General features: G+C 41.6%; 12 protein-coding genes, 1 tRNA gene and 2 other RNA genes. 5 read left to right on the top strand and 10 right to left on the bottom strand.

Annotation, left to right across the window (positions count from 1 at the left end; genetic code table 11):
• Positions 1–71: 71 nt before the first annotated feature.
• The 3 genes from ACYQ3A_RS02015 to ACYQ3A_RS02005 are packed head-to-tail and all read left to right on the top strand — an operon-like array spanning position 72 to position 2,127.
• Positions 72–863, top strand: coding sequence for a YihY/virulence factor BrkB family protein (locus tag ACYQ3A_RS02015; RefSeq protein ID WP_459895209.1), 792 nt, complete (start codon positions 72–74; stop codon positions 861–863).
• Positions 860–1,714 carry a pantoate--beta-alanine ligase gene (gene panC, locus ACYQ3A_RS02010; protein WP_459895207.1) on the top strand — a complete coding sequence of 285 codons (855 nt, stop codon included), beginning with the start codon at positions 860–862 and terminating at the stop codon, positions 1,712–1,714. Before ACYQ3A_RS02015 ends, panC begins: the two co-directional genes overlap by 4 nt.
• An 11-nt stretch (positions 1,715–1,725) precedes the next feature.
• Positions 1,726–2,127, top strand: a complete 402-nt coding sequence (locus ACYQ3A_RS02005) for a secondary thiamine-phosphate synthase enzyme YjbQ (protein ID WP_459895205.1) — start codon at positions 1,726–1,728, stop codon at positions 2,125–2,127.
• Here the strand turns inward: ACYQ3A_RS02005 and rnpB are convergent.
• Positions 2,125–2,446, bottom strand: an RNA gene (gene rnpB, locus ACYQ3A_RS02000) — RNase P RNA component class A. The genes ACYQ3A_RS02005 and rnpB overlap by 3 nt on opposite strands.
• 24 nt (positions 2,447–2,470) lie before the next feature.
• Positions 2,471–2,785, bottom strand: coding sequence for an MTH1187 family thiamine-binding protein (locus tag ACYQ3A_RS01995; protein ID WP_459895202.1), 315 nt, complete (start codon positions 2,783–2,785; stop codon positions 2,471–2,473).
• A gap of 107 nt (positions 2,786–2,892) precedes the next feature.
• On the opposite strand from ACYQ3A_RS01995, the gene ACYQ3A_RS01990 reads away from it, so the two are divergent.
• A complete protein-coding gene (locus tag ACYQ3A_RS01990) occupies positions 2,893–4,416 on the top strand; it encodes a helicase HerA-like domain-containing protein (protein WP_459895199.1) in 1,524 nt (507 codons plus the stop codon).
• A 3-nt stretch (positions 4,417–4,419) separates the two neighbouring features.
• Positions 4,420–5,082 carry a hypothetical protein gene (locus ACYQ3A_RS01985; RefSeq protein ID WP_459895197.1) on the top strand — a complete coding sequence of 221 codons (663 nt, stop codon included), beginning with the start codon at positions 4,420–4,422 and terminating at the stop codon, positions 5,080–5,082.
• A 7-nt stretch (positions 5,083–5,089) separates the two neighbouring features.
• Here the strand turns inward: ACYQ3A_RS01985 and ssrA are convergent.
• The 8 genes from ssrA to lysS all read right to left on the bottom strand — a co-directional run bounded on the left by ssrA (position 5,090) and on the right by lysS (position 12,624).
• Positions 5,090–5,442: a transfer-messenger RNA gene (gene ssrA / locus ACYQ3A_RS01980) on the bottom strand.
• Positions 5,443–5,552: 110 nt separating this feature from the next.
• Positions 5,553–6,749, bottom strand: a complete 1,197-nt coding sequence (locus tag ACYQ3A_RS01975; protein WP_459895195.1) for a methionine adenosyltransferase — start codon at positions 6,747–6,749, stop codon at positions 5,553–5,555.
• Between the two features lie 187 nt (positions 6,750–6,936).
• The gene (gene waaF, locus ACYQ3A_RS01970; protein WP_459895193.1) at positions 6,937–7,935 is read right to left on the bottom strand and encodes a lipopolysaccharide heptosyltransferase II; all 999 of its coding nucleotides are present in this window, start codon (positions 7,933–7,935) and stop codon (positions 6,937–6,939) included.
• A 17-nt stretch (positions 7,936–7,952) separates the two neighbouring features.
• Positions 7,953–8,030, bottom strand: a tRNA-Pro gene (locus tag ACYQ3A_RS01965).
• Positions 8,031–8,042: 12 nt separating this feature from the next.
• Complete coding sequence (tyrS, locus tag ACYQ3A_RS01960) at positions 8,043–9,260, bottom strand: tyrosine--tRNA ligase (RefSeq protein ID WP_459895191.1); 1,218 nt, start codon at positions 9,258–9,260, stop codon at positions 8,043–8,045.
• On the bottom strand, positions 9,257–9,748 hold the full coding sequence (locus tag ACYQ3A_RS01955) for an N-acetyltransferase (protein WP_459895189.1): 492 nt from the start codon (positions 9,746–9,748) through the stop codon (positions 9,257–9,259). The genes tyrS and ACYQ3A_RS01955 overlap by 4 nt, the downstream gene beginning before the upstream one ends.
• A gap of 2 nt (positions 9,749–9,750) precedes the next feature.
• Positions 9,751–10,977, bottom strand: a complete 1,227-nt coding sequence (locus tag ACYQ3A_RS01950) for an ABC transporter permease (protein WP_459895187.1) — start codon at positions 10,975–10,977, stop codon at positions 9,751–9,753.
• Positions 10,978–11,073: 96 nt separating this feature from the next.
• Complete coding sequence (gene lysS, locus ACYQ3A_RS01945; protein WP_459895185.1) at positions 11,074–12,624, bottom strand: lysine--tRNA ligase; 1,551 nt, start codon at positions 12,622–12,624, stop codon at positions 11,074–11,076.
• Positions 12,625–12,720: the final 96 nt, after the last annotated feature.

The raw sequence follows: 12,720 nt of genomic DNA, 5'->3' as shown, positions 1-12,720 counted from the left end.
TTCTCCGGGTTGTTTCAAAAGTAGACAACCCGGGGTAAGATATAATTCCATTTATGGTTTGTAAAAATTTTTTGAAAGATAGATCATTCTTTAGATACGTTATCTTCTCCTTCTGTGATGCTATTAAGAGTGATTACCCTTTCTTTGCAGCATCCATTGCCTACTACACTCTAATGTCAATTATTCCTCTCTTCATATTCCTATTCTTTCTCGGAATGGTCATCTTTCAGATAAATTTCCAGGATTTGGTACCGAAAGAGATTTTTAACTCTCCATTAAAACCGATCTTCCTCCAGATTGAACAGATTATCAACAACTCAGGCCTAATAAGTGGTACAGCAGCTGTAGTTATGCTCTGGTTTTCCAGAGGTATATTTCTATCCTTTGAAAGATCGTTTTGCGAAATATTAGGAGTTGAAAATACTGCAGGCTTTTTCTACAAGCATCTGGTTATTATTTTAGTGATTTTTTTTCTGTGGATTTTGATGTTTATCTTTTATTCAGCTAAGTATTTAATAGCTCTGCTGCTTCCTCAGTTTCCATTGTTTTCAATTGCATCATCTCTTCTGGTTCCAGTTTTGCTGTTTACTATTTTGGTTAGTATATACTACTTTTTATTACCGATTAAAGTCCCTTTGAAGTTTATTTTAAAAACCTCAACCTTTGTTTTCTTTCTGTTGACAATATTTGAAAAGGTCTTTGTATGGTTTATTCTTAACGTTTCGAAAGTCAGTATTCTCTACGGTTCCTTTGCTGCTGTAATTATCTTTCTCATCTGGATCTACTATTCTGCAACTGTTGTGCTGGTTGGAGTTGGCATAGTAAAAGCAAAATTAACTTTTGAAGAGGAGATAAAGGAATGAGAATAGTCAAGAGCATCAAAGAAATGCAGGCTATTTCTAAAGCTCTGAGAAGAACAGGGAAGAGAATAGGATTTGTTCCTACAATGGGTTACCTTCACGATGGACATATCAGCCTTGTAAGGTGTGCTAAAAAAGAAAACGATGTTGTTGTAATGAGTATTTTTGTAAATCCTACCCAGTTTGCTCCAAACGAGGATTTTGAGAGATATCCCCGGGACCTAAAAAGAGATTCCGAAATAGCTGCAAAGGAAGGAGTCAACTACCTTTTTGTTCCCGAAACTTCCGATATGTATCCGGAAGGGTTCTCAACGTATGTAGAGGTTGAAGGGCTGACAGAAGGCTTGTGCGGAGCAAGAAGACCTGGACATTTTAGGGGAGTGGCAACGGTCGTGACCAAACTTTTAAATATTGTTCAACCCCACAAGGCTTACTTTGGAAAGAAGGATTTTCAGCAGCTAAAGGTTATAGAACGTCTTGTAAAAGACCTCAACTTTGATGTTGAAGTTGTAGGCTGTCCTATAGTAAGAGAAGAAGACGGTCTTGCTAAGAGCTCCAGAAACGTCTACCTCTCACCTGAAGAGAGAAAATCGGCAACTTCTCTCTATGGAGCTTTAAAGCTTGCCAAAAAGATGATTGATGAGGGTGAAAGAGATCCAGAAAAGATAAAAGCAGAAATGAAGAAGTTCATACTTTCCCATCCCCATGTTAAGAAGATTGATTACATAGAGATTGTTGACGCTAATCTCTTAAAACCTGTAAAATCCTTAAAAGAGGGGGATCTAATAGCCCTGGCAGTCTTCGTTGGAAACACAAGGCTTATTGATAACTGGGTGGTGGGAGAAGATTTTTAGAGGAGGTTAGAATGGTCTACGAAATTTCCCTGAAAACCACAGGTAGAACACAATTTGTTGATATAACCCGCCAGGTTGAATCAATTGTTTTGCAGTCTGGAGTCACAAAAGGAATCTGCGTAATCTATGTACCCCATACAACTGCCGGCGTTACAATAAACGAAAATGCAGATCCTTCTGTAAAGAAAGATATAAAAACCATGCTCGATAAACTAATTCCCTGGAGAGAGCCTTTCTACGAACACGCTGAAGGAAACTCTGCTGCTCATATAAAATCCTCGATTGTAGGTTGCAGTCAAACTGTCATCATTCAAGATGGAAGACTTCTGCTTGGAACATGGCAAGGAATCTACTTCTGTGAGTTTGATGGACCAAGAACACGAAAGGTCTATGTGAAAATAATAGAAGGATAACGGAGCAGGCGTGTAAGCCGGGTTCTGTTTGAAGGGGTCATTTATCTATGCGGCTTACCCGCTGGCATCGGGCGGGCAACCCTCAAGCGCCAGCCTATTTGGCCTTGCTCCGGGAGGGGGTTACCGTGCCCTCTCTCCTCGCGGAAAGAGGCGGTGGTCTCTTACACCACCGTTTCACCCTTACCACCTTATAGGTGGCGGTCTCTTTTCTGTGGCCCTATCCGCAGGGTCACCCCTGCCTGGCTTAACGCCAGCTCCCTGCCCTGTGGAGCCCGGACTTTCCTCTCTCCTTACGGAGAGCGACCCCACAGCCTGCTCCATTATAAATTTAGTCTATTCCATATTATTTGCTAACTTCCCTTTCCAGCTTACTCTCAACAGACTTTATCTTCTGAGCCATCCTGTTGCTTTTACCCTTTCTGATGTCGAACTTTACAACAGAGTAAACTCTGTTGCAGTCCGGTTCCAACTGTTGATACGCCTTCTTTATTAGTTCAAGGGCTTCATCCATGGTCTCAGTTTCAAAAACTGTTCCCATAGAAGTAAGCTTATAAGGGATTCCACTCTCGTCTATCATTTTTATAATTCTTGTGACGTATGAGCTTACACTTTCTCCCTTATCTGTCGGAAACATGGAAAACTCTACAAGTACAGACATATTCTCCCTCCGTAAAAATTTTGTTTGACTTTAACTATTCTATCATCTAATTTTTCTATAACTTGTCACTTATTACTCGTTACTTGTCACTTGCACAGGAGGCTTTTATGGTTAAGCCAATAGGAGTATGCATAGGAGAACCCTCTACCAGAGAAGTTGAATTTATAAGTTCAGGTGCCGTTCAGTTAGGAGACTACGTTGAGCTGGAATACGAGGGTTATAGAGTCCTTGGATTTGTGAAAGAAATAAGGAGAATCAACAGATCTCTAACGGAGGATTTAGAACCTGAAGATGTCGAACACTTACGGAAACTAACGGATAAGAACTCCTACTTCAAAGGGAAAATATCCATTCTCGGCGACGTTGATAGAGGAATGTTTATTCCAAGGGTTCCTCCTGAACCGGGAACTGACATTTTCTTAGCTTCTGGAAAGACTCTCCAAAAGGTTTTTGGAAAAGATGATGGAAAAAAAATTCATATAGGACATCTGCTTACAAGAGAGGATGTAGATGTCTTTATTGACATAGACAGTATAGTGAGCAGACACCTTGCAATTCTTGCAGTTACAGGTGGGGGTAAATCGAACACAGTTTCAGTAATCCTCGAGGGAATGCTTGACAAGTATGGCACAATCCTCGTCTTTGATATGCACGGAGAATATATCAACTTTGACTACACCAGAAATGGTAATAGCTGTGTGAGAAAAATAGACCTTGAGCTAAATCCAACAAGACTCAGTTATCATGAGTTCAGGCTTTTTGCCAACGTTGATGATAGCGCTTACATCCAGGACAGGTATCTGAGAAGGGCATTTAAAGTAGCTGTTGAAGAGATTCAGAGCGGTCAGATTTCAGCCTCCGATTTCTGGGGAAGACTCTTGGGAGAGCTCCAGAAATACAGAACTGACGAAGCCTACAAAGAGGACTGGAAATCAATAACAGGTGTAATAAACAAAGTTGAAGACATGCAGGAGTTTTATGGAGGTCTCTTTAATCTTCTCCAGACCCCAATAGTCGATCAGATCGAGTTTGGAAGGCTTAATGTCATTGACCTTTCCCACGTTGACGAGAAAATAGCCGATATCGTTGTAAGCCACGTTTTAAGGAATATTCTGGAAAAGAGGAAAGCTCATGTCAGAGAAGAACCCGGAGGACTTGAATTTCCCGTTTTCATGATTTTAGAAGAGGCCCACATACTTGCATCATCCACAATTAACACAAAATCGAGATACTGGATTTCGAGAATCGCAAGGGAAGGAAGGAAGTTTGGCCTGGGACTCTGTTTAGTTACTCAAAGACCCAAGGCCCTTGATTCAAACGCCCTTTCTCAGGCTAACAACATGATAATCCTTAGGCTGGTTGAGCCCGGAGATCAAAGACATGTTCAGCAGGCTTCAGAGTCTTTGAGCTCAGACCTTGTAGAACAGCTTCCATCTCTTAATGTTGGAGAAGCTCTCATCATGGGAAAAATGATTCCCGTTCCTGCACTTGTAAAGATTAAACTTGCAAAGGCAAAAAGAAGTGGAAATGACATTAGTGCTGTTGATGAATGGAAAAAGTATAAGGAAGATACTCTAATTTCAGGAGAAGAACTGGATGATTTTCTTGAACTTGGGGACACGGAGCTCTAAGCTATGAGAGCTATGTTAGTATGTTTATTATTTGGTTGGTTAGCTTCAAATGCGGTAGCAGGAGAATGTCCTGGTATTCCTGAGGCGCAGGCTATACTTAATAGGTGTTTAAAAGCACACTTGTCCGTTAGAGCTGTTGAGGAGATTAAGGATTTTCCTGTCTGCAAGGTAACAACTCAGGAAGGAGAAACTTTTTTCTTATCCATGAATAGAAAACATCTTATTGAAGGAATTTTGATAGAAGTTCCACCTCTTGTTCTTTCCAGTGGAGACTATCAAATTCTGAAAAAGAATATCTTGTCTTCCGTTGGGGAAGGAACTGAAATAATCGTTGTTACAAACCCACTTTGCAGGGCTTGTCGAGAACATAGGAAAAAAATTAAACAATTGACAAAGAAATTCAAAGTTAGCTTTGTAATGGCAGGGTTTAATAGAGAAGAAATAAACGCTGCTGTTGATGCAGTTTGCAGGAAGAAGAATTTTTCCAATCTGTTTGATACCGAAAAGTCTCTTGAGATATGTGATTCAGGAAAACTTAAAGTTTGGACTGTTTCAGATACTCTGAAAAAGTATGGAATAACAGGAACTCCTGTTTTTGTTTTTCCAGATAGGAAAGTAGCAGTTGGTATTGATGATTTTGAAAATACGCTTGAATCAGCAGAGTGATTTTTATTGGTGGAGGTGGCGGGATTCGAACCCGCGTCCGGAGATGCGGCTCAGGTAGCTTCTACACGCTTAGCCCGTGCTTTATCCTCTCGCTCCAGGGTTAGCCCACGGGCAGGCGCCCTGGAGCCAGCCCTCTCTTTTCTCGGTTACCGCCCCGAGGGCGAGGGTGATAACCCAGCCCATCTCTCTGGCGCCCTACCCGGAGCCGATGGGCGGAGCTCCGGGGGACGTCGCTGCGTTAATTAGGCAGCGAGAGCAAGTTCTTCGTTGGCAACTATCTTGGGTGCCTTTTTTACGAGGTTGGCTCCTCGGCGTGCCACTACCTGAACCTCTGCATCCCCGTCGAAACCAGTCACCCCCATATTCTACTGTCCGAAGATTAAATATAGGCGTTAATTGCAAGTTTGCAAAATAAAAATCCCCCCACAAGGGGGGATTGAGGAAGGTTGGGAAATCAAAAGAGGAAGGGATTAATAAACTGTTATTTCTCCTTCAACGAGTTTTTTCCATGTGTTTTTCATATCAGAGAGGCAGTCTCTAACAATTTTTTCTATTGTAGGCTGGAAGGCTTCAGGTTTTTCTGAAGTCCTTACTTTAACATCAACAGCAAGTGGTTCGTTAACAGGTTTACCAATCTGGCTAACCATATAGCAGTATGCTTCTTCTATCTCTGGTATGTTTTCAACGACAGCTTTAGCTATTTCGTTCGCCGTGATATTGTAGAGCTTTCCGACGTGAGTGATTGGGTTTTTGCCGGCTGCTGCTTCAAGGCTCATCGGTCTGTAAGGAGTGATGAGACCATTTGCTCTGTTACCTCTTCCAACCTCTCCATCGTCTCCTGCTTCTGCTGAAGTTCCAGTAACTGTTATGTAAACATTTTGATTCTCAATGTCATCACCTGTGTTTATGTGGATTTCCACTTCTCTGTCTGTGAATTTCTTTGCTACATCATAGGCAATCTTTCTAACGTTTTCTCTCTTTTCTACGTAATCGTCTATATCCTTTACGTATCTGTCAACGAACGCGCAGGCAATTGTTATTTCCATCTTCTCGCCGATTCTTACACCCATTACCTTAATATCTTCTCCGATTTCAGGATGGACTTTTTTGAGTTCCTTGCTGTTCAACTTTTTCTCGATGTGATAGACAACGTTTTCAACATCATCAAATGGAGCAAATCCAACCCCAAAAGATGTATCGTTAGAAAGAGGTACTCCCTCTTTTAGCTGTCTCATGTAGATGTCTACAAGGTCAACAGAACCGGGTCTAATGTAGGTGTGAATTCTCACATCTTTTTCAGGATCTATAGCATGAATGTTTTCCTTTAGCCACTCTTTTGCACTTTCAACAGCAAGTTCATCTACAGGGACTTTTATTCCTTTGTATTCCTTGATTGCTCTACCAGAAAGAAAGATTTCTATAGGTTCTTTTACTTCTCCTCCACCAAATGCTGGTATAGCACTTCCACCAACAAGGAGGTTTTTATCAACGTTGTGGTGAAGAACGAATCCAAATTTTTCATAGTAGAATTTACAGAGTTCTGCTGATAGTTTTTCTGCCAGCGCATCGCATATTGTGTCAGGATGTCCAACTCCTTTTCTTTCAACAATTTCAATTTCAGCCTCGTAGACGGGCTGGGTGTCGAGAGGAGTAACCCTTATGTTCATTTAACTGCCTCCTACAAATTGATTTGGGATAGAGAAATATATCATCAAATTTTCAATTTGAGAAAATGTTTTGCTTGGAAAAAGAACAACTTCGGCAGGTTTCTTTTCGGGATTGTTTTAACGATTTTTGCATTTCAATACGAAAGGGATTGTGGGAGCAAAGCGATTAGTAAAACATCTTTGAGAATTATCCGTTAAGGAGCTTTTCAGCTTTTTCTATAACAATTTCCGGTTTCAGATCTCTCATACATCTGAAGTGTCCTTCCGGACACTTTTTACCGCCGTGAATTCCACAGGGACGACAGTAAAGGTTTTCGACTTCAGTGACAACTCCATTTCTGTAAGGGTAAAAACCGAACTCTGGAACGGTTGCTCCAAAAATGGCAACAACAGGTGTTTTAAAGCTGGTTGCCACGTGAACAGGGGATGAGTCGTTAGAGATGAGAAGTTCTGATTCTTTTATGACTGAAAAGAACTCTCTCAATGTAGTTTTTCCGCAGAGGTTGATTGTTCTCTTCTCTGCTATTTCGTGAACCTTCTGGCAGGCTTCGAGATCCCCTTTTGAACCGACCAGAACCACAGTTTTGCCTTTTCTCAGGAAGTATCTAGCAACGTCACCGTAATATTCGGGAATCCACATTTTGGTTTTCCATACTGAGCCCGGGGCAAGGACTACGTAGCCTTTTTTCAAATTGAACTTTTCGAGAGCAGATTTTGATTCGATGTCGGATATTGGGAGCTCCGGTTCTCTATCTATAACAATTGAAAATTCATCTTTTAAAGGCAATAACAGGTCGAGATTTCTATCAACTTCGTGAATTCCTTTTCTCTGTCTGTATTTAACTCTATCGGTGTAGAGGAAGCTGAATCCTGAAATGTTAAAGCCTATCCTTCTCTTTATTCTGGACAGGAAGAGAACTAAGGACGTCCTATGGGAACGATGGGGAGAGATCACAAGGTCAAAGTTTTTTTCTTTCAAAATCTTTGAAAACTCCAGAATTTTTTTCTTGTTATAGGGAATTATCTCTGAAACATAAGGAAATCCCCTAAAAACTGACTCAAAACCTTTTCTAACAACCAGAGAGACTTCCGATTCTGGAAAACTCTTCTTTACAGACTTTATGAGGGGAGATGTAAGTATTAGGTCACCTAAAAAAGCTGTCTGAAAAATGAGAATCTTCCTCAACTTCGCCTCTTTTAAAGTGGTCGGGGCAGGGGGATTTGAACCCCCGACCTCTTGCTCCCGAAGCAAGCGCGCTAACCAAGCTGCGCCATGCCCCGTTAGATTTAAAACTAAGGAACTTTTACGTTTTCTGGTTTTATTCTGGCAAATCTACGCTTTCCTACCTGGAGGATAACTTCATCCTTTAAAACATCAATTTTTGTATTTTCATCCAGAACCTTCTCCCCGTTTATCCTTACACCACCGCCCTTAATCTGCCTTCTTCCTTCCGATGTTGAGTTGACAAGACCAGCCTCTTTTAAAAGTCTTGGGAGCCATACAGGGTTTTCTGGAACTGTAACTTCCGGTTCTGGAATTTCCTCAGGTAGTTCTCTCTTTGAAAAGACCCTTTCGAAGTGTTCTCTTGCCTTTTTGGCGGCCTCTTCGCCGTGGAAGGTCTTGACGATTGTTTCTGCAAGTCTCTTCTTTACCTCCATTGGGTGGAGTTTTCCTTCTTTTACGGCTTTCTCCATTTCTTCTATTTCTTCCTCTGGAATCCTCGTAACGAGTCTGTAGTAACGCCACATGAGTTCGTCTGAGATTCTCATAACTTTGCCAAACTGCTCCTCCGGAGGCTCAAGGATACCGATGTAGTTTCCAAGGGATTTACTCATCTTCTGAACACCATCAAGCCCTTCAAGGATGGGCATCATTATGCAAACCTGCTCTTCCTGGCCATATTCCCTCTGTAGATGTCTTCCTATGAGGAGGTTAAATTTCTGGTCTGTTCCACCGAGCTCAACGTCTGCCTTTAGGACTACAGAGTCATATCCTTGAAGAAGTGGGTAAATGAACTCGTGAATGTGAATAGGTCTTTGTTCTTTGAACCTTTTGGCAAAGTCGTCCCTTTCGAGCATTCTTGCCACTGTGTATTTTGAAGCAAGCTTTATGAGGTCTGCAGCTGACATTTCGCCGAGCCATTCACTGTTAAAAACAACTACTGTTTTTTCTGGATCGAGTATTTTGAAAACCTGCTGGGCGTAAGTTTCAGCGTTTTTTAGGACTTCTTCTCTTGTAAGAGGAGGTCTTGTTTCAGACTTTCCTGTTGGGTCTCCAATCATTGCAGTGAAGTCACCAATTAGAAAGTAAACCTTGTGTCCAAGCTCCTGAAAGTCTCTCAACTTCCAGAGAAGAACTGTATGTCCAAGGTGGAGATCCGGAGCTGTAGGGTCGAAGCCTGCCTTTACGTGGAGAACTTCCTTTTTCTTGAGTTTCTCAAGGAGTTCCTCTTCTCCGATTATTTCTGCTGTTCCTCTCTTTATGACTTTAAGCTGTTCCTCTGGTGTCATCTTTCCCTCTCTTCCAAAAGGATTTCCATTGCTGTTTCATCACAGTTTGGAAACTTAACACAGTTTATGCAATCTCTCCAGATCTTATGTGGAAGCGAGTTTTTATCTATAACCCTGAACCCTAACTTTTCGAAAAACTTTACCTGATAAGTGAGTGTAAAAACTCTGTTTATTCCAAACTCTTTTGCTTCATCTAAGGCTTTTTTAACAAGTGCTGTTCCTATCCCTCTTCTTAGATGTCCTGGATCAACTGCAAGAGAGCGAACTTCTGCAAGGTCGTTCCAGAAAACTGTAAGAGCACAAGTACCAAGGACTTCCCCACTTTCCTCATAGACCCAGAAATCCCTTATGTGTTCATAGATACTATTTATTGATCTTGGAAGCATAAGCCCCTGCTTTGCGTACTCGTTTATGAGAAACTGGATTCTCTCAGCATCTTTCATCTTTGCCTTTCTAAGTGTACCTGTGAGCTCCGTTACCTTTTCCAATCTTAGCTCTCTCCCATTCTGAGAACTTTTACAGGCTCTGTCCTTGCTGCTTTCCTTGCAGGGTAAATGGTAGCAAGAACACTGATGATTATGGCTGCTACCGCTGCAACTATGCAGTCTGAAATATGGAGTTTAAATGGGAGATGGTCAATGTAATAAACGTCAGGAGGAAGAGGAATGAGTTTGTACTTTTCTCCCAAAATGGAGATTCCAAGTCCTATTGCTTCACCAATAACTGTTCCAACGATACCAATCATCAATCCCTGAAATATAAAAAGTTTCAAGATAAAGCTATCAAAAGCTCCAACTGTTTTCAGTATTGCTATATCCCTTGCCCTTGCGTTTACGTTCATCATTAAAAGGCTTGAGATATTGAAGGAGGCAACTATAACAATAAGTGTTAAAATCAGAAACATTGCGAGTTTTTCAAGCTTTAGAGCAGAAAAGAGGCTCTTGTTTAGACTTATCCAGTCCTGAGCTATAAAATCTTTGCCAAGGACTTCTTCTATTTTTGCCTCTACAAGCTTTGCATTTTCCGGGTCATCCAATCTCACCATTATTCCGGTTACAATGTCTCCAAGTCCAAACTTTTTCCTTACTTCATCTATGTGAGCAAGAATTAGTCCAGAATCAAACTGATACATTCCAACTTCAAAGATTCCAACAACTCTGAATGAGACACTCCTTGGAATGATTCCAAATGGTGTCTTTCTTCCCATTGGAGAGAGTAGGGTTATCCTGTCTCCTATGGTTACTCCCAGGTTGTCTGCCAAGATTCTTCCAATAACGACTCCGTCTTTTGCATTTTTGAAGAGCTGCCAATCGCCAATGAGTAGCTTCTTTGGAATGTCTGTAACTTCTGGTTCTTTATCTGGATCACAGCCTCTAAGGGATGCACTTGACGCTGAAGAAAACCCTGTTGATGTTGCCATAACAGGAATGTAGATAAAAGGTTCTGTCCCTTTGACGTGGGGTAGCTTTCTTATCTTTCTTTCAGCGTAGTCGTACTGGTAAAAAGCACCACTTCTTTTCATGACTATGATGTCGGCATTGCTTGAGAGAAGCCTTTCTTTTATTGCATCCTGAAATCCTGTCATGACAGCGTTGACTATTATCAGTGCTGCAACGCCGACAACAACTCCCAGAACTGCAATGAAAAGGGCAAAGGAGAGATAACCTTTCCTGGGTTTGAGTCCTCTAAGGACAAGCCATTTTATGAGAGTGTTCATATTCTGGAAGCCCCCTTAATCCCCCCTTTGCAAGGGGGGGAAATGAATAAAGTTCCCCCTTTTTTAAAGGGGGATAGGGGGATTTTAATACTTTATTTACTCGGTTTCGCAGATTTCTTCTCCACACTTCTTCTCAGGTCTCAATTGTGGGAAGAGGAGAACTTCTCTGATTGAATCTTTGTCTGTGAAGAGCATTACAAGTCTGTCAATTCCGATTCCTTCTCCAGCAGTTGGAGGCATTCCGTATTCAAGAGCTGTGATGAAGTCAGCATCGTATTCCATTGCTTCGTCGTCACCCTTTGCTTTCTCTTCAAGCTGCTGTTTGAACCTTGCTTCTTGCTCTGCAGGATTGTTGAGCTCACTGTAAGCATTGGCAATTTCCCTACCAAAGATGAAGAGTTCAAATCTCTCAACAAGTTCTGGATTTCCTCTTTTTTCCTTTGCAAGAGGTGAGATGGCCTTTGGAAAGTCAATAACGAACGTTGGTTGAATGAGCTCGGGTTCAACTAAGGCTTCGAAGAGCTCCTGAACTCTCTTAAAGTGGGAGAGTTTTTCAACATTTTCTATCCCAATTTCTTTTGCCTTCTGAAGTACTTTTTCCTCATCGTGGAGAAGTTCCTCTTCTGTCAGCCCTGTCTTCTTTGAGAGCTCTCCAAGGTAAGAGATCCTCCTGAAAGGTCTTTCAAATGAAATCTTTGTTCCCTGGTACTCTATCTCTCTAACTCCTTTTCCGAATATCTCGTCAAGGAGGTATTCAAAAAGCTCCTCAGTGAGTTCCATCAGGTCGTTGTAATCCGCATAAGCCATGTAGAACTCAACCATTGTGAATTCAGGGTTGTGTCTGGTGCTGATTCCCTCGTTTCTGAAGTTCTTGCCGAGCTCATAAACCCTTTCAAATCCACCGACAAGGAGCCTTTTGAGGTAGAGCTCCGGAGCAATCCTCAAGTAAACGTCTATATCGAGGGCGTTGTAGTGTGTGATAAACGGCTTGGCAGCAGCACCGGATGCTATCGGCTGCAGAACAGGAGTTTCAACTTCCATAAAGCCTTTGCTGTCTAAAAATTCCCTCAGTTTCTTTATTATCTTTGTTCTCGTTCTGAAGATTTCTCTTACTTCAGGGTTAACTATGAGGTCGAGGTATCTCTGTCTATACCTTTTCTCAACGTCCTTTAATCCGTGCCACTTCTCTGGAAGAGGTCTGAGGGATTTTGTTAGAGGTGTCATTTCAGAGACTTCAACTGTCAGTTCTCCAGTTTTTGTTCTGAAGAGTTTTCCCTTAATTCCAACGATGTCTCCAATGTCTATGAGCTTTTTGAATACCTTGTTGTAGAACTCTTCTCCAACAGTGTCTCTTCTGATGTAACACTGGATTCTCTCTGTGCCATCCTGGAGGTGGAAAAAGGCAGCTTTGCCCATGATTCTTATTGACATGATTCTTCCAGCGAGGGAAAACTCCTCAGCAGGGAGCTCTTCCTTTTCTCTCTCTTCTCCCTCTTTGTGTCTTCCAAACCTGTCAATGAGCTCTTTTGCAGTTGTAGTTACTTTATACTTATAGGCGTAAGGCTCGTAGCCAAACTCTTTCAGTTTTTCAGCTTTTTCTTTTCTCTGTTCTACTATTTTCTGTTCTAAGCTTTTTTCCTCTGCCATTCCTCTCTCCTTATACGTCCATTTTGTTCAGCCAAAGTTTACGAAAAAATTTCCTCAATGCTCAATTTTTAGACTCAAAGAAGTATAATTTCACAA

The sequence above is a fragment of the Desulfurobacterium crinifex genome (assembly GCF_054656775.1).
Note: the sequence above shows the minus strand (reverse complement) of the source record. Positions and strands in the feature narration are given on the sequence as shown.